The organism is Streptomyces sp. NPDC027672 (genome assembly GCF_055566335.1).
Genome location: NZ_JBVHSO010000003.1, coordinates 257096 through 274740 on the forward strand (window position 1 = coordinate 257096; position 17645 = coordinate 274740).

The 17645-nt window shown below is 70.8% G+C and carries 11 protein-coding genes and 1 pseudogene; 6 read left to right on the forward strand and 6 right to left on the reverse strand.

The features are described 5' to 3' along the window. The 5 genes from ACZ4SV_RS09415 to ACZ4SV_RS09435 all read left to right on the forward strand — a co-directional run. The coding region (locus ACZ4SV_RS09415; protein ID WP_468002825.1) for an acyl carrier protein at positions 1-183 on the forward strand (183 nt) is incomplete at its 5' end. 27 nt (positions 184-210) lie between these two features. Beyond that, on the forward strand, positions 211-5514 hold the full coding sequence (locus ACZ4SV_RS09420) for an SDR family oxidoreductase (protein WP_468002827.1): 5304 nt from the start codon (positions 211-213) through the stop codon (positions 5512-5514). Between the two features lie 67 nt (positions 5515-5581). Next, positions 5582-7165: an MFS transporter gene (locus tag ACZ4SV_RS09425; RefSeq protein ID WP_468002829.1), complete on the forward strand. Its 1584-nt coding sequence runs from the start codon at positions 5582-5584 to the stop codon at positions 7163-7165. A gap of 43 nt (positions 7166-7208) precedes the next feature. Then, positions 7209-7811 (forward strand): NADPH-dependent FMN reductase, encoded by a 603-nt coding sequence (locus tag ACZ4SV_RS09430; protein ID WP_468002831.1) that lies wholly within the window; start codon positions 7209-7211, stop codon positions 7809-7811. 137 nt (positions 7812-7948) lie between these two features. Continuing rightward, positions 7949-8707: a thioesterase II family protein gene (locus ACZ4SV_RS09435; protein ID WP_468002833.1), complete on the forward strand. Its 759-nt coding sequence runs from the start codon at positions 7949-7951 to the stop codon at positions 8705-8707. A gap of 99 nt (positions 8708-8806) precedes the next feature. Here the strand turns inward: ACZ4SV_RS09435 and trxA are convergent, their stop codons facing one another. From trxA to ACZ4SV_RS09460, 5 genes are all read right to left on the reverse strand, one after another. Beyond that, positions 8807-9139 (reverse strand): thioredoxin, encoded by a 333-nt coding sequence (gene trxA / locus ACZ4SV_RS09440; protein WP_468002835.1) that lies wholly within the window; start codon positions 9137-9139, stop codon positions 8807-8809. A 172-nt stretch (positions 9140-9311) separates the two neighbouring features. Next, positions 9312-10175 (reverse strand): SCO6745 family protein, encoded by an 864-nt coding sequence (locus tag ACZ4SV_RS09445; protein ID WP_468002837.1) that lies wholly within the window; start codon positions 10173-10175, stop codon positions 9312-9314. Between the two features lie 1045 nt (positions 10176-11220). Beyond that, positions 11221-12078, reverse strand: a complete 858-nt coding sequence (locus ACZ4SV_RS09450; RefSeq protein ID WP_468002839.1) for a hypothetical protein — start codon at positions 12076-12078, stop codon at positions 11221-11223. A gap of 549 nt (positions 12079-12627) precedes the next feature. Further along, on the reverse strand, positions 12628-13566 hold the full coding sequence (locus ACZ4SV_RS09455) for a hypothetical protein (protein WP_468002841.1): 939 nt from the start codon (positions 13564-13566) through the stop codon (positions 12628-12630). 958 nt (positions 13567-14524) lie between these two features. Beyond that, complete coding sequence (locus tag ACZ4SV_RS09460) at positions 14525-15115, reverse strand: TetR/AcrR family transcriptional regulator (RefSeq protein ID WP_468002843.1); 591 nt, start codon at positions 15113-15115, stop codon at positions 14525-14527. A gap of 62 nt (positions 15116-15177) precedes the next feature. Between ACZ4SV_RS09460 and ACZ4SV_RS09465 the strand changes: the two are divergent. Further along, positions 15178-16034 (forward strand): annotated as a pseudogene (locus ACZ4SV_RS09465) (alpha/beta fold hydrolase). Positions 16035-16506: 472 nt separating this feature from the next. Here the strand turns inward: ACZ4SV_RS09465 and ACZ4SV_RS09470 are convergent. Then, positions 16507-17547, reverse strand: a complete 1041-nt coding sequence (locus ACZ4SV_RS09470; protein ID WP_468002845.1) for an IS630 family transposase — start codon at positions 17545-17547, stop codon at positions 16507-16509. Positions 17548-17645: the final 98 nt, after the last annotated feature.

Below are 17645 nucleotides of genomic sequence, written 5' to 3' on the forward strand. Positions count from 1 at the left end.
ACGGGGGACGCGGACTTGGAGGCGGACCTCGGTATCGATTCACTGAAGCGAGCCGAGATGCTCGGGCAGGTGGCCGCTCGCTTCGGGCTGCGCGACTCGGCCGCAGACGGCCGGTTCATCGTCCAGCCGACCCTGGCCGAGCTGGCCGAACTCGTGGCCGAGGCGCAGACCGCCGCTCGCTGAACGAACCACGACCACGGGAGTCTGATCATGTCCACCGCCTCTTCCAGCCGGCTCGTCCTGGTCACCGGATCCGACGCCCACCTCGTGGCCGCCCTCACCGAAGGGCTCGCCGCGACCGGCGCGCACCTGGTCGTCACCCGCCCCGGCGAGCTGCCGCGCGACCGGCTCGCCGCGGCGCTGGCGGAGCACGGCCGCGTCGGCGCAGTCGTCTCCGTGGCCGTGCGCACCCCGCACGCGGGCGACGAGCCCGCCGCCGACGGCGCGGCCCGCACCGCGCTCGACGAGGTCCGTGCCGGGCCGGCTGCGGGGCCGGACGCCCCGGCCCGGGTCAACGCCGTCTCCGTGGCCGACGGCGCCCCGGCCGAACCCGTCGTGCAGCTCGTCGCGTTCCTGCTCTCGGACGCCGCCTCGGCGGTGCACGGGCAGGTCCTCACCGTCGAGCCGGTGCCCGTCCCGCAGCAGCCCGCCGCACCGCCCCCGGTCGTCCCCGAGGACGACGACGCCGTGGTCGTCGTCGGCATGGGCATCGCGGTGCCCGGAGCCAGCTCCCCCGAGGAGTTCTGGCAGCTCCTGCAGAGCGGCGAGCCGGTCTTCCGGGAGCCCGGCGAGCGCTTCGACCTGAACACCATGTGGTCCGCCGACCGGTCGGCGGAAGACCGTACGTACTCGCGCGTCGCCGGCTTCATGTACGGTTTCGACCCGCACCCCCGGCTGCGCGAGGAGATCGCTTCCGGCGTCTTCGACAGCGAGGAGTTCAGCGCACAGTGGCTGCGCCACGCCCTCCTCCAGGCCACGGACGGCGTCACCATCCGCCCGGAGGACAGACGGCTGTTCGCCGTCGGCCTCACCCCGGACGGCAGCCAGCACCTGGAGCACGCCCTCGTCACCGCCGGGGTCCGCGGGGTCTTCGCCGACGCGGGGACGCCCCTGCCGGACGGGCTCGACGTGCTGTACCCGCTGGCCACCGACACCCCCGGGAACCTGCTGCCGTACCGGATCGCCCGTACCGCGGCCCACGACCTGCCCGAGTCCGCCGAGATAGTCGTGGTCGACACCGCCTGCTCCTCCTCGCTCTACACCATCGACCTCGGCGCGCGGGCACTGCGCGCGGGGGAGACGGACGTGGCGCTGTGCGGCGGCGCCCTCGCACTCCAGGCGCAGAGCCTGGTGCTGTTCTCCAAGCTCCGCGGGCTGTCCCAGTCGGGCTCGGTGCGCGCCCTGGACCAGGACGCGGACGGTGTGCTGTTCAGCGACGGCGCGGCCGTGCTGACCCTGAAGAAGTACACCCGCGCTGTCGCCGACGGGGACGACATCCTCGGCTTCGTCGCCGGCTTCGGCGGTTCGTCCGACGGCCGGGGCAAGGCGATCTACGCGCCGAACGCCACCGGCCAGCGCCTCGCCCTCGACCGTGCCTGGTCCGCGGCGGACGCCGGTCCCGAGGACGTCGACTGGATCGTCGCCCACGCCACCGGAACACCGACCGGCGACAAGACGGAGATGACCGCCCTCACCGAGAGCGCAGGTCCCGGCAAGACGTGGACCATGACCTCCAACAAGTCCCTGGTGGGGCACTCCGGCTGGGCGGCCGGCGCGGTCTCGGCCGTGCACGCGCTGCTGGCCCTGCGCCACCAGGTGATTCCGGCCCAGCAGCAGTTCGACCGGCTGCCGGACGGATTCGACGGCCGCATCGAGGTGCCGACCGCGCAGGTGCCGTGGCCGGCCCGGCCCGGGCGCCGCCGGATGGTCGGCGTCTCCGCCATGGGCTTCGGCGGCACCAACGGCCACCTCCTGCTCACCGACGGCCACCCGGGAGGGGGCGGTGCGGTATCGGAGGCACGGACGCCCGCGACCGCGGAGGCCGAGGACCCGATCGTCGTCGTCGCCTCGGCCGCGCACCTGCCGGAGCTGCCCGACGCGGAGCGCGTCGAGGCCTGGCTCGCCGGCGGCGCCCCCACCTGGCCCGCATCCTTCGGGGACTCCTACCCGCTGCCCTCGCCGGTCGAGGCCCGGCTCGCGCCCTCCGCGCTCGCCGCCATGGACCGGAGCCAGCTGATGGCGCTGCGCTGCGCCGACATGATCTCGGGGGACTGGGTCAAGGACGAGCAATTATCCTCACGCACGGGCGTGTTCGTCGGGCACACCGGCCCGACCCACTCGGCGATGGGCTACGACCTGCGCTGCTACCTCGCCGATCTCGAAGCCAAGTTCACCGGCCCCGCCGGACTCCCCACGAGCTTCCTCGGCGACCCGGTACGTGCGATGGTCCCGCGCAGCAACGAGGACTCGTACCCCGGCCTGATGCCCAACGTCATCGCCGCCCGTGTGGTCCAGCGCCTCGACTTGCACGGCCCGAACATGACCCTCGACGCGGGCCCCGACTCCGTGCACTCCGCGCTGGCCACGGCCGTACGCTACCTGCGCGACGGCGAGCTCGACCTGGCGATCGTCATGGGGATCAGCACCGTCACCCCCCACCTGGAGACCCCGGACGGCCGGGAAGCGGCCGAGGCCGCCATCGGGTTCGTCCTCACGCACCGCTCCACCGCCGAGTCGCTCGGTATGGAGGTCCTCGGCTCCCTCACCCTCGTCCCGGCCCGCACCGGCGGCGCAGGGGCCGCCGAGGCCATGGCCACCGGTGTGGCGGACAGCCGCGACTACCGGAGTGCGCAGGGCGCAATCGCTCTGCTGCAGGCCCTGCACGCGCCCCGGGGACGTACGCTCCTGCACCCCTCAGCGGACGCCCACACACCCGGGCTGCTGGTCACCACCGATACGCCCGGCACGCAGGACGGGCCGCCCCCGGCCGCTGCCGCCGCCCGCCCCGCCACCGGACTCGCCGCCGACTCGGAGCGGCACGCGCTGGTCCTGCGGCCCGTACCGGGCCGCAGGGTGCGCGCGGCCGTCGAGGCGGTTCCGCCCGGGTGCCTCGTCCTCACCGACGATCCGCAGACCCTCGTGTCCGTCCCGCTTCCGCCCGACGTCCTCGTGGTCACCCACGGGCCCGCGCCGCTCGCCTCGCACGTGCCCTTCCCGGTGACCTACCTCGACGACGCCGCCGACCTCGCGCGGGTCGTGGCCAAGGACGGACGCCGCTTCGGACAGGTCCGGGTCGTGGTGAGCGGGCAGCGCTGGTGCGCCCCGGAACAGGTGGTGCCGCAGCGCGTCCTGGACCTCGACGACCTGGCCTTCGTCGCCGCACAGGTCTGCGCCGAGGCGCTCGACGACGGCGGCTGCTACGCGGTGCTGATGCTGGACGTGCTCGACGGCGCGATCCCACTGCCGTACGCGGGCCTCTTCGGCGGGGTGGTGCGCAGTCTCCAGCAGGAGCTCACCGGGTGCCTGGTCCTGGCGCTCGGCACCAGCCTGTGCGCCGCGGACGCCGGACTCGACCGGCTCGCCGAGGAATCGGCTTTCCACCGCTTCCTGCCGGTGGTCTACCTCGTCGGCGGCGAACGGTGCGAACAACTGCTGCTGCCCGTCGGGGCGCCCGCGCCCAACGCCGGGATCGCGCTGCCCGACCACCCCGTGATCGTCGCCACGGGCGGGGCCCGGGGGCTCACCGCCCACCTGGTCCACGAGGTCGTCGCGGGCTGCACACCGCAGTCCGTGTGGCTGCTCGGTACCGGACCTGAACCCGGCCCCACCTCCGCCGAACCCCCCGAGCCGGACCGCGCCCAGGCGCTGCGCTCCCTCATGGCACGCTACCCGGGCCGGCCCATCGGCGAACTCAACCGGCTCTACGACCGCTCGCTCCAGGACGCCGAACGCGCCGACACCCTCCGCGAGCTGGAGAGGACCGTCGGCCCCGGCCGGGTCCACTACCGGCAGTGCGACGTGCTCGACGCGGACGCCGTGCGCCGCGTCATCGACGAGGTACTGGCGGCCGAGGGCCGGGCCGACGTCGTACTGCACGGTGCGGGACTGGCCCGCACCAGCATGCTCGCCCGCAAGAAGCTCGCCGACTTCCGGACCGTGCGCGACGTGAAGGTGCGCGGATACGCGCACCTGCGCACCGCCCTCGCCGACCGGCAGCCGCTGCTGTGGGCCAGTGTCTCGTCGGTCTCCGCGTTCACGCCGTTGCGCGGCGAGTTCGACTACGGCGCGGGCAACGAGTTCCTGACGCTGGCCGCCGCGCACGGCCGAGCGATCACCGGCCGCGACGAGGTGGCCCTCGCCTCCGGTCTGTGGGTCGAGTCCGGGATGGCCTCCGCGGACACCCCCGGTGGTGCCTTCCTGGCCCGCCAGGCGGAGATCGGCCAGCTCACCGACGCCCAGGGCCGTGAGTTCTTCCGTACGGAACTGGCCGGACGCGGCAGTCACGGCCTGGCCACCACGTGGATCGGGGACAACGACTGGAACACCCTCCAGCGCCGCGCCCCGGGCTTCCGCGACTTCTGCCTGGCCACCGCGGCCGCCGAGCCACAGGCGCCGCACAGGGCGCCGCACCGCGCGGAACGGCGGGTGTTCCTGACGAGTCGTCCCGAGGCCGACGGCTCCACGGCGGTGTGGACCGTGGAGATCGGCCTCGCCGGGCACCCTTACCTGCTGGAGCACCTGGTCGACGGCCGGCCGACCGTACCGGGCACCTTCATCCTGGAGATGGCGGCCGAGGCGGCGGCCGAACTCGCGCCCGGCCTGCTGCCCGCCCGGATCACCGACGTCGTCCTCTCGCAGTTCATCCGGGCCGCCCACCACCGCTGGCCGCGCACCCTGCGCGTCACCGCCACCCGCGAGGACGACCGGGTCCGGGTCCGGGTCACCAGCCCCGCCGCCGGCCCCGTGCCCGAGCGGGAGCACACCCGCATGGTGGTCCACCTCGCCCGGTCGCTCCAGACCGGCCCCTGGTGCCCGCCGGCGCCCGCCGGCGGTGGCGCGGGCCCGAACACGTACGAACTTCCGGGCACCCCCATCGAGTTGAGCGGGGTGTTCAGCTCACTGCGCGAACCCCGACTGGAGCCTGACGGTGGTTCGGCCGAGCTGCGGCTCACCCTGCCGGCCGGTGGCGCACCGTACGCGGCGTTCCTGCTGCCGAGCGTCACCCTGGACTGCCTGCTGCGCACCTCGGTACTCGACGGGCGCCGCCCGGACGCCGTCGGGGCCATGGTCCCGACGGCACTGGCCGCCATCGACCTGTACACCGCGGCGAACGACGTGGAGCTGGCCGAAGCCTGGCCCGGCGGACTACGGCTGCGCCACTGGTACGACCCGGTCTCAGGGCGGCAGCAGTGCGCCGTGGTCACCCCCGACGGACGGGCTCTGATCCAGGCGTCCGGCATCACGGGCACGGACAAGAACGTCTACGACGTGCGGTCCGGGTCGTGGCGCTCGTAAGGGGCGCGGTCCACGAGGGGCCGCGCCCCGAGGATTCACCCGATCACCGATGAAAGTGGAGAACCCCATGTCATCCCAAGCGACACCAGTCGGCCAGGACACCGCGGAGGAGGTGGCGTCACGCCGGGCCCAGCCATGGACACTCACGCTGGTCTGCGTCGCGATGTTCATGCTGATGCTCGACGTGTCAGTGGTCAACGTCGCTCTGCCGGACCTGCGCAGGTCGCTCGACGCCGACTTCTCCGGCCTGCAATGGGTGATCGACGCCTACACCCTCACGCTGGCGGCGTTCCTCGTCACCGGCGGATCGCTGGCCGACCGCCTGGGCCGCAAGCGGCTGTTCAACATCGGGTTCGGGATCTTCACGCTGTCCTCGCTGGCGGCCGGCCTCGCACAGGACATCATCCTGCTCAACGTCGCCCGCGGCCTCCAGGGTGTCGGCGCCGCCGTGCTGTTCGCGGTAGGCCCGGCGCTGATCGGCCACGAGTTCCGGGGCAAGGCCCGCGGCGCGGCCTTCGGCATCTTCGGGGCCGTCGCCGGTCTCGCGCTCGCCTGCGGACCTCTGGTCGGCGGCTTCCTGACGGACAACCTCAGCTGGCGCTGGATCTTCCTGGTCAACGTGCCGATCGGGGTGATTGCCCTGGTGACCGGCGCACTGCGGCTGCGGGAATCGCGCAGCCCGCACGCGCACCGCATCGACTGGCTCGGCATGGTGGTCTTCGGTGTCGCGCTGACGCTACTCGTCCTAGGGTTCGTCCGCGGCGAGGCCGAGGGCTGGAGCAGCGCGCCGATCCTCGCCCTGTTCGCGGGCGCCGTCGTCCTGCTGGTCGTCTTCGTCGCCGTCGAACGGCGGCTGGGCGATGCGGCCATGCTCGATCTGTCCCTGCTGCGCATCCCGACCTTCGCCGGGGTGTGCGCGGCCACCTTCCTGTCCAACGCGACCACGCTGGCCGCGGTCTTCCTGCAGATCTCGTACATGCAGAACGTCCTCGGCCTCTCGCCGTGGGAAACCGGACTGCGGTTCCTGCCGATGATGGTCACGATGTTCCTGATCGCCGCCGCGTCCGGGAACCTGGTCAACAAGGTCGCCCCCGGCCTGCTGCTCGGGGTCTCGCTGACTCTGTGCGCGATCGGCATGGGATTGATCGCCCTGGTCGACGCGGACAGCTCCTGGACGGCTCTGCTGCCCAGCCTGATCGTCACCGGCATCGGCATGGGCCTGTTCAACCCGCCGCGCGCCGCCGTCACCATCGGAGTGGTGGCTCCTGAGAAGGGCGGCATGGCCTCCGGCATGGGGGAGACCTTCCAGCAGGTCGGAGTCGCGGTGGGCGTCGCGGCGTTCGGCGCGCTGTTCCACCACAAGGTCGTCGCGGACTTCGCGACATCGGAGGCGACGGCGCCGTTGGGCGACGCCGTGCACTCCACGGGCCAGGCCGTCGCCACCGGCGGTGTCGCGGCGCTGGAGCAGGGCGGCGTGGGCGCGGGGGTCGTCGAAGCGGCGCGGGCCGCGTTCGTGAACGGGCTGACCGACGTCATGCTGCTGTGCGCCGTGGCGTGCGGGGTCGGCGCGGTCATCGCCTTCGCCCTCATCCGCAAGCGTGACCTGCACGAGAGTGCGCTGGCCGACATCGAAGAGCCCGCCTCGGCCTGACCCGGCCCGATCCGTCAGTACGGCACGCACACGGGGGTAACGAATGGACCGGACCGTCAAGGTCGTCGGGATAGGGGGGTCGACCCGGCCTGGCTCGATCGCGGAACAGGCGTTGCGCGTCGCCCTGGGCGCCGCGCAACGCCTGGGGGCCGAGGTGACGTTGATCGGCGGGTCGGAGCTCGCCATGCCGATGTACGACCCGAAGGAGGCGGTGCGCTCCGTGCGGGCGCGTCGCCTCGTCACCGAGATAGCGGCCGCCGACGGCCTGCTCCTGGCGAGCCCGGCATACCACGGCACGATCTCCGGGCTGGTCAAGAACGCCCTCGACCACGTCGAGGACCTGCGGACCGACGTCCGCCCCTATTTCAGCGGGCGGGCCGTCGGCTGTGTCGCGGTCGGCCAGGGCTGGCAGGGGGCGGTTGCGACGCTGGGCGCCCTGCGCGACGTGGTGCACGCCCTGCGCGGGTGGCCCACCCCGCTGGGCGTCGTCTTGGGCGACGGACGGATTGGCTTCCACGCCGACGGCTGCTGCACCGATCCCCACGTCCAGGACCGCCTGACGGCGGTGGGGGAACAGGTGGTGGAGTTCGCCCGGATGCATGCCGCCGTCTTGCCGGCCGGCGAGCCGCGGGAGACCGTCCGATGAGCCGTATCCCCTTCCCCGCCGCACAGGAGTGCACGGTCCCGAGGGGGCCATCCGGTCCGTTCGCGCTCGCGGCCCCGAACGTCCCAGCCGCTCCGGCTGCCGGGACGTTCGGGGCCGGGGGCTCCGGGGCGGTGAGCGTGCCGAGGCCGGTACCCGGTGCGTCGCTGCGGCTGTTCCTCTTCCACCACGCCGGCGGCTCGCCGCTGCTCTACCGGGACTGGGAGACGGAGTTTCCGCCGGACTGGGAGATCTGCCTGCTCAGCGCCCCCGGCCGGGGCCGGCTGCGGGGCAGCCCGCCGCTCGGCACGGTCGAAGAGCTGGTGTCCTTCTTCCACGAGGAACTCCGGCCCTGGCTGGACCGTCCGTTCGCGTTCTTCGGACACAGCATGGGCGGCATCATTGCCCAGGAACTCACCCAGCTCCTGGTCCGGCGCGGGGAGCCCGCTCCCGTCTGGCTCGGCCTCTCCGCCTGCCCAGTGCCCGCCCCGGCCGCCGACCGCCCGCCCGGCGGTCGGCACCTGCTGACCGACACCGAACTGCGCGGGTGGCTGCGCCAGGTCGGTGGAACGCCGGTGGAGCTGCTCGACGACCAAACCCTGTGGCGGCACTTCGCCCCCGTGTTCCGCAGCGACTTCCAGCTTGTTGACAGCTGGGACCCGGACCCGCAGGCCCCGCCGCTCGCGGTGCCCCTCACCGTGTTCGGGGGTGAGAGCGACATGGTCGTCACCCGCCACCGGCTGGCTGCCTGGGCCGAACGGGCCCCCCTCTTCCGGGGTCTGTACCTCTACGGGGGCGGACACTTCTACCTGCGTGACCACCGGCGTTCCCTGTCCCGCCGGATCACCGCCGCGACAGTCGCCGCACGCCGGGCGACGCGCACGACGGACCACGGGTGAACGGCTGCGGGTGAACTATGCCGGTGACCGGTCGCGGGGATGCCCCGGCGCGCTCACGCGCCGGGGCATCCCCGTGTCGGTACACCATGACCGTCGGCGTCAGATGACGTCCGCGAGTTCCTGGAGCAGCCGCACCTTGGGCCGGGCGCCCACGAGCGACTTCACCGGCTCGCCGCCCCGGAAGACCATCAGCGTGGGCATCGACAGGACCGCGTACTTGGCCTGGGTCTCCGGATTGGTGTCCACGTCCAGCTGGACGATCTTCAGCTCCCCGGCCTTCTCCTGCGCGATCGCGGCCAGCACCGGCGAGATCTGGCGGCAGGGACCGCACCAGTCGGCGGTGAAGTCCACCAGCACCGGAAGATCGGACTTCAGCACCTCGTCGGCGAACGTGGCGTCCGTGACCTGCCCTACACCCTCTGCTTGCGCCATTCTGTGTGCCCCTCTCGTCGCCGCGCGGCCACTTTCCCACCGCATGGACTCAGCCCGGGCAGGCGGAGCGCCAACCTGGTTCTGCACCCGACAACCGCCTGGCGCGGCGATCGATTCCCCCCTTCCGGTAAGGGTTTAGGCCATTTTTCCCGTCACTGTCCGGAACGGACGCTCAGCGCCTGCCGATGTTCTGCAGTGGCAACCCTCCACCCGCCAGCACCACCTTGGAGAAGGCCCCTGCCAGCTCGGTGAGCCGGCGGGTGCCCTCCGCCCCCAGGTGCTCGTAGGGGGCCAGGTCCAAGCGGTCCGTACGGGCCTCGATCTCCCGGCGCAGCTCCGCCCCCGCCTCCGTCAGCCCGTCTTCCGCGTCCATCAACCCGCGCCCGCGCAGCCGCTCGCGCGCCGCGGCCCATTCCGCCGGGGACCAACCGCGCGCGGCCTGGAGATAGCCGGGCTTCCAGTTCGTTCCCGTGGCGGTGTGGGACACCAGCGCCTCCAGTCCGTCGAGGCCGGCCTCCACAAGCGTGAGCACGTGGCCGTCGCCCCGGTACTCGCGTAGCAGGGTCGCCGCGTGCCACAGCGCCAGATGCGGGGCCGAGGGCACCGGCAGATCGGCGTTCGCGGAGTACAAGGGCCGCCCCGGGCGGGTGCAGGCCTCCGCGGCGCGCAACGCGAGGCCGGCCGCCTCGCGCATCTCGGCGGAGGCGACGGCATCGGGTCCGAGCAACCGGGTGAGATAGGAGTCCGTGATCTCCAGGCGGGTCGCGAGAACCGTCTCGGGTGCGGCTGCCTCCCAGGCCTGGGGCAGGTGACGGGCCACCAGGGCCGGGTGGAAGTTGTAGAAGGTGGCCGTGACCACCCCGGCTCCCACCCTCCCGAGCGGGGCGGCGCGCCCGGCCAGGTAGGCCATGGGCCCGGCCTCCAGCCCGAGGCGCCCGTAGCGTTCGTCGTGCTCGGGTGCGAAGTAGTAGGCCGCGTGCACCGGATGATGCGCGTTGAAGCAGCGTCTCGCCTCGCGGGGAGTGATAGGCGTCATGCCCTCCACGCTACGCAGCGGGCGGGCGCACGGGTGCTCGATCCCGGGCAAAGACCGGGTCCGCCAGGGCGGGCGGGCCCGAGCGTCCCCCGCCGCCGGCGTCCCGACCGGACGGCCCGCTCCGGGCCACCGGTCAGGAGCGCGTGATAAGGCGCGGGCTCTGGCTCGGCTCGGACCTCCCACGAACCGGGCCGGCCGCAGACACCCCTCGCATCAGTACGATCAGTTCAGGGTGTGTAGCTGCGACGCAGGTCGGCCGGCACCGAGTCAGGACGCCACGAACCCCGTGCTGGTTTGGTGCTGACGGAAAGCCCATGTCAGCACCCGTCTTCACCTCTGCCGTGCTGACTTGGTGCTGACTACGCCGCGTTGAACCAGCTCTTCCAGAGCGATCAAAGTGTCCGATGCCGGGTGGCCTTTGTGAAGCCGTTGCTACCTCGTCTGAGCGGGACCGCAGACGGCTGGACGAACGGGCGGTCCTCAACGGGAACGTGTCGGAAGCCTGGACCGGCACGGTCTGGCGTGACGGACGCCTGAGCGGTATGGCCCTGGGACACATCCGCATCGCCAGGGTTCGCCCCGGCAGGTGTTCCGGGAAGGCGTCTCTCGCTCGGATCGGTCTTCTCCGGCAGGCCGGGCCCTGACCGTTAGCACGTCGTCCGCGCGCGGGCCGGCCGAGGGCGACGCCGGCCAGGACCAGGGCCAGTCCGCGAGTTGCTGGATGGTCAGCGTTTCGGAGGCGATCGCCGTGCCCAGCAGCGCCCGTGACGGGGATGAGCAGTTCGAGCAGACCTACGGTCCCTGCCAGCAGGTGTCGGAGCCCGGTCAACCGAGCGGTGGAGGCCCGTGCGGTGCGGCCAGAGTGCCGGCGCGAAAACTGCCGGAGGCGACCCCTCCGCGGCTGCTGCAACCGGGAGCAGGCGATGAAGTCGGCCGGGGCGCGGAGTCTGCGGCGGAGGAGCTGGCCGCCGCAGCGTTCAGCCGGGCATGGACCGTCGGGCGCCGATAGCCGGCCAGGCAATGGGCATGTGCGTCCTCTCGAGGATCACTTCCAGTACTCGCTGCACCCTGGGACCCATCGCTGCGAACAGTCAACGAACGATCTGTCCGGGATACTGAAGATGATCTCCTGCTCCGGGCGCTTGGGAGTGCTCTCGGCGACAAAGGGCTGTCCGCCGTTGGTGAGGACGATCGAATGCACCTCCGTGTCCGTGTGCGTATAGCGAGCTCTGAGGTTGAACGTGCACCGCGCCATCCCCGTTGCTGCTTCGAGTCTCACCAGCCCCGGTGACTCGGTACCACCGATAGCGATCCCGTGGCGCGAGAAGTACGGCTTGCCTGCGTCGGGTGCGTCGTGGTCGGTGTTGATCGGGGTTTTCGGGCGAGAGTCCAGATCCAGCAGCAGGCCGGCCGCACTGACCTCGCCCTGACTGGGGAACCTGATGACGGTCCTTGCGGTGGGGATGTCTCCGCATCGCACGTTCATCGCTTCAAGGCCGTTGATGGTCAGGGCGTCGTCCTTCTCGCTGTGTATGTTCAGCTGGTAGACGCTCGCGGTGGCGGGCATAGCGGTAGCCCATGATGGCGCGTTCACGCGTCGCGCCTTGCGTTCCGCCATCATCGAGTCGAAGTCCTTGATGTCTTCTGGATCCTGCATATTGAGTGCGATGAGCTTGCGCAGCTCGGCCGACGTGAAGGGACGGTCGATGAGGCGATCGGGTTGGTACTCGTCTTCAGCGAGACGCTCCACGACGACTGTGAAGGGTGCCCTGGTTTCGTCGAAGCGGGACTGAGCCGCTTCGTCTTGACGCATGTGTTCGTCGGCTCGCCACCAGTTCCAGAGGTCCCCGCCCCACAAAGTGAGCACCGATAGAGAGACGGTCACTGCAACCACCAGGGCCACATACCGCCACCGTTTCCATCCCGTCAGTGCCCCGGCGCCAGGTGCGAGAGTTTCTGCGACGCCGCTCGCGAACGTGTCGTGAGTGGAAGGTGGCGTTGTTGCGGCAGGAAGCGGCGCCGCCGGAGGTGTAGCAGGGGGTGTGGCTTGAGGCGGATCGCTGCCTGGAGTGGTGGGTGTCGTCAACGTTCTCCCCCCTGACTGCCGTCGGTTTGCCAGGCAACAGGGTGGCAGAGCGCTCAGGAGGATGAATGAATTCCGGACACGCGGACCTTGCCCGGGGCCCGCGTTGAAGCGACGGCGTCCGCTGTCTCACCGCGATGTACCCGCAGCTCTGGTGGCCGAACTGTTGCGCCGCTTCTCGACTTTCTCGCGGTGCAGGAGGGACTCATTCGGCAAGCGAGGCGGCGGCCGAAGCATTTTCGAGGTTGGCGTGGATGCGGCGGCGGCCGTGGGCTCCGTAGCTACCCGCTCCGATGCTCCCGTGCTGACTTGCTGCTGGCTGATAGTGCATGCTCCCGCCACCCACCTCATTGCCCGCGAACCGCCCCCTCAGAAGTTGATCCCGACTGAGTCGGCAGCACCAGTGACCGAACCTTCGGTCATCATTTGCGTGGCGAACCCGGATATTGCGCCTGGAGGCGGGGTGCCGATGGTGACGATCTTGCTGTACTCGATTCCCTTCTGCGTGAGAACCCCCACCACCTGGTCGAAAAGATTGACGATGAGAGATCCGCTGTCGCCGCTTTCCGCAAAGATCGGCTGATTTACTACGTCGTCGGTATAGATTTCGAATGAATTAGGAGGAGTGCCGATCCCGAGCGGCTGTAGCCCCACCGCACTCACACGGCCGGTGGTGAGCAGTGTCCTTTTGCCGCGCTTCCGCACTGCATCTCCCAATGCAGCCCGAGACATGCCGCTATAAGCTCCGATATCAGCGATGGCCCCATCGAAGGCGATGGCGTCGTCGAACGTGAACACAGCCGTATCGGTGGCGTCTTGCCAGCGGTGGAGTCTACCGACCTTGCGGTTCAGGCCGGGCTGGTATATCGGGTCCCCTTGGACGATGTTCACTGACTCCGTGCTACTCGCGATCACGTGCGCGCAGGAAACCCCGACTCGCCCACCGAACATCGCGTCGTTCGCAATGCCGCCCAAGGTGCCGCCAGCAGAGAGGAATCCACCGTGTTCCGCCTTCACGGTGCCTCCACCGATCACTGGGTCGTAGGTGGTGTTGTCCACTAATGGGGTGAAGTCGCGTTGTACAACCGCCACGGGGAAAGGGGTGTCGGCCGTCAGGGCATCCAGCTGGCTGGGCACGTTGTCCCCGTCGGTGACCAAGACCCGAATGGCGACTTCATCCGTCAGTTCGACCCCATCTTGGCGAAAGCCGATATCTACGCCCGCCACGCCAGGCAGGAAGGGCAATGCCTGCCGCAAAAGGGCGGCAAGCGCATCCTTGGCTGCCAGCATCTCAGGTGATACGTCCATTCCACCGCGACCTTTCTCCGCTCGTACCGGATGCCGTCGGCAGGACATCTCACCCGGCCCCGGCCCGGACTGACTGAACAGCAACCGCATATGCCTATAAGGCATACTCCTCCCGCGCCCATCACGCCCACCTGCACGCCGGTCGCCCCTGAGTCCGGGGCGCAGAAGGGATGTCGCCCGCGGCGAGCCGGTGCGGAAGAGTCGTGAGTGCACAAGGTGATTTCGGCTGTGGCGCCATTCCGCGCGGCCGGCCATCGCGTGGGCCGACAAGAACCCCACTTCCAAGGGTTTCGCAGCAGACGGTCGCCTGCAACCGGAGGGTTGGCCCTCGTCGTTGGGCGGGTTCAGTGGCCTCGGGACCGAGCCGAACGGTCAGGATGTCGTCCGGTACCACCCAGGTCTCCGCCGAGGCTACGCACCGTAGACATCGAGGCGCCCGCCGTGAGGGCGACCGGGCCGCCGCCGGGGCCTTCCAGGGGCGAACAACGGGAAGCGGACCCGCTCGCCACCGACTTCTGCACCCCTGCTCCCGGCCGACGAGACGGCCGGCGGCTGGCCGGCCGCCCACGCCGTCCAGCTCGCCGCCGCCGGCCTCTGCATTCTCGGCGCGCTGCCACCCCTGACCGATGTCGGCGTTCTCGTCCCCGCCGAGGTCCGACGGCTGCTTCCGCACGTCACCGGCCGGTCCCCGGGCCAGGCGCCGACCGAACAGACGAGCCTGTCGCGCCGACTCCTGGGCAGATGGGCGGACGATCCTCTCGATGGCCCGGCGTGACCCCGGGAGCCCCGCGCCATGGACACCCTGGCTCACTTGCTCACCGGGCCGTCCTGCGCGCCGGCGTTGATCCTGCATGGGAGCGGCGGCGCTCTTGCGTCAGTACAGCGGTCCGCAAGCGCGTGGAGCCGGCGGTGAGGTGTGCGCTGCGCGTGCAGGGGCTGTCTTTCTCGTTGTTCGTGATCAGTCCTGGTCGGCCTGGGTGATGGCCGTGTGCAGCAGCGCGGCCATCGAGCGGCCGGCCACGCGCAGCGGTTCCGGATCACGGGCGGCCCGGCTGAGCATGAAGGCTCCCTCCAGCATCATGACCATCGAGTACGCGAGGGACTGCGCCGTCTCCGGTTCGGCCACCCAGCGTCCGAACCACCGCGTCGCCGTGCCGACCCACTCCTCGAAGACCTCTGCCGTCGCGACCCGCAGCACCTCATTGCTGTTCGCGACCTCCAGAGCCACCGTCCCGATCGGGCACGCGTCGGCATAGTCGGTCGCGACAAGGTCGTCCGCGGCCGCTTCGAATGCGTGCACGAGGGATTCCACGGGGTCGGGCACGCTGTCCAGCAGAGCCAGGACCATTCGGCCGTACGCGGTTCCGGACGTACGGATGATGTCCTCGGCCAGTTGCTGCTTGCCGCCGGGGAAGAAGTGGTAGATCGAGCCGAACGGTGCGTCCGCGTCTGCCGCGATCCGCTTCAGGCCGGTGGCCGAGTAGCCGTGTCGACGGAACAGCGCCGCGGCGGCGCCCTGGATCCTGGCTCGCGTGTCCGACTGTCCCATTGCCTCCCCTTCCCCTCTCCTCCAAGATTACAGTAGAACGATCTATCAAGTAGGGGGTGGGGATGCCAAGGATCGAGTTGTCGTCCGGACCGATCGACTACCAGGACACCGGTGGTGAGGGTCCTGTGCTGGTCTTCGGCCACGGTCTGCCGATGAACGAGACCCAGTGGCGCAAGGTGGTCCCGCTGCTGGACGGATACCGCTGCGTCCTGCCCACGCTGCCCCTGGGCGGTCATCGGCAGCCGATGAACCCGGATGCCGACCTGTCCCAGCGCGGTGTCGCCCGGCTCCTGGGTGAGTTCATCGAGGAACTCGGCCTGGACCGCGTGACTCTCGTCCTCAACGACTGGGGCGGGGGTCAGTTCCTGGTGTCGGAAGGACAGGACCAGCGGATCGCGCGCCTGGTGCTGGTGGCCTGCGAGGCATTCGACAACTTCCCGCCAGGGCCGGCCAAGGCCATGGCACGGGTGTGCAAGTTCCCGGCGGTGTGTGGCTCCTGACGCGGCTCATGCGTGCTCCCGCCTTCCGTCACAGTCGGAGCGGATACGGCGGGATGAGCGTGCGCGGAGTCCCCGACGAGATCATGGACGACTGGTTCGCTCCCGCCACCCGCAGCAGGGCCATCCGCAGGGACTTCGCCAAATTCGCCACCGGCGCACCCGGGCACGAGACCTTGCTCGCCTGGAGCGAGCGACTGCGTACTTTCGACCGCCCGGTACTGGTCGTCTGGGCGACCGAGGACCGGCTGATGCCGCGTGAGCACGGCCCCCGGCTGGCCGAGCTGTACCCGCAGGGCCGACTGGTCGAAATCGCCGACTCGTCCACCCTCATCCCCGAGGACCAGCCCGAGCGACTCGCCCACGTACTCATCGACCTCCTGATCCACACCGGAGCAGAGCCGGCCCGGCACGTCTCCTGAGCGCGGGGGCGGCAGGCGGAACCGGCAGCCGCTAACGCCCTCCCACCATGTGGTGACAAGACACGTGCCTCGCTGATGACGACCCGCCTGCTCCACCCCCCTCTCACTCGGTACAGCGCTCTGGCGGCGGCCCGTTCCCGAATCCGCACCACGGATACGAGGCCGACGATGACCACGCCCTGGCCGCCCCGGCGACTGCGCGCCGCCCGCTCACCCCGCGCGTCGCCGCGTCCCGTGAGCCGTCCGACCCCGCCCGCACCGGCCGCCGGTCGGACACCGTCCTGCGATGGGCGTGGACATCGCCGTCGCCCAGGCCCTCGTGGACGCCCGGTTCGACGTACGACAGGTCTCCCGGCATGAGGACCTGGCCGACGACGTCCGCAGCCGCGCGGAGCTCACGGAGTGGGAGGGACCGACCAGATGCTCACTGCCGTCGCGCCGGGAACCGTGTACGACCCGGACACCGACAACGTCACCCGGGCCGAGGTCGTCGCCGAGGCCGCGGCCGACGCCGAACGGGAGGCCGTCGTACGCGAGGCACAGCGGATCGCCGCCCGCCCCAACGAGCCCTTAGTGGTCGGCTCTCGAAGTCCTTCGAGGGTTGATCAGGCAGCCAGGGCGACGGAGGATTCTTCGGGAACGCGCTGGTCAGGCGGGCGATGGCCTTTCGGTCGCGGTGGGATGAGCCGTTGTCGACGACCCAGTAGACGCGTTTGGCGCTGGCGTAGGGCTCGGTGCTCATGACCTGGGTGACCAGGTTTATGAAGGGGACGATGCCGGTCTTGGGTTCGCAGCGGCCGAAGACCTTCGCGCGGTGGACGTCGTAGGCGGCCAGGTAGGCCAGCGCGCCGCCGCGGCCGTACTCGTGGTTGACGCGCATCGCCCGGGCCTGGCCCGGGGCCAGGGTCGGGTGGCAGCGGCAGCGGGCTTGGATGGAGGTCTTCTCGTCGCTGGAGATGACGTACTCGTCCTCGCCCAGGGGTTCGCCGTCGAAGGTACGGGCGTACAGGTCCAGCACGCGGGCGGCCCTGGCCTGGAAGTTCGGGTCGCGGATGAAGATCCAGGACCGGTAGTGCCAGGGCTTGATCGCGTCGGCCTTGAGCCAGCGGCGCACGGTGGAGGCCCATATGGCCGGGGCGACCACCTCGCGGGCCAGTTCCGGGCACGACCAGTGTGACAGCGGGGTCCCGGTCTCGGCAGGTAACTGGCAGGCCGGCGCCTTGACTTCGGCGACCTGCAGCGGGGTGAACGAGGGCGGTCGCGCCGAGCGCCTGCGATCGGACAGGGCGGGCAGGCCGCCGGCGGTGAACCGGCCCCGCCAGGTGCGCACCGTGTCCACATGCATCCGCGTCTGCGCGGCTATCCGGGCATCGGGGCACCCTCGGGCCGCCAGAAGCACGATGGTTGCCCGCTGCCGGGCCTGATGCGGTGTCTGGTGACCACAGGCCATCTTCTTCAGCCGGTGGCGCTCGGAGGCGGTCAGCACGACGGCCACGGCGGGGGTGACAGGCATGAAAGGAAGGCGGCGATTCCTTTTGGGGCGGTGGGGCTGACCTGTTGCAGATGCCACCGACCGGTGGGTTCGGGTTCGGTGGCCTGCGGTTGTCGGTG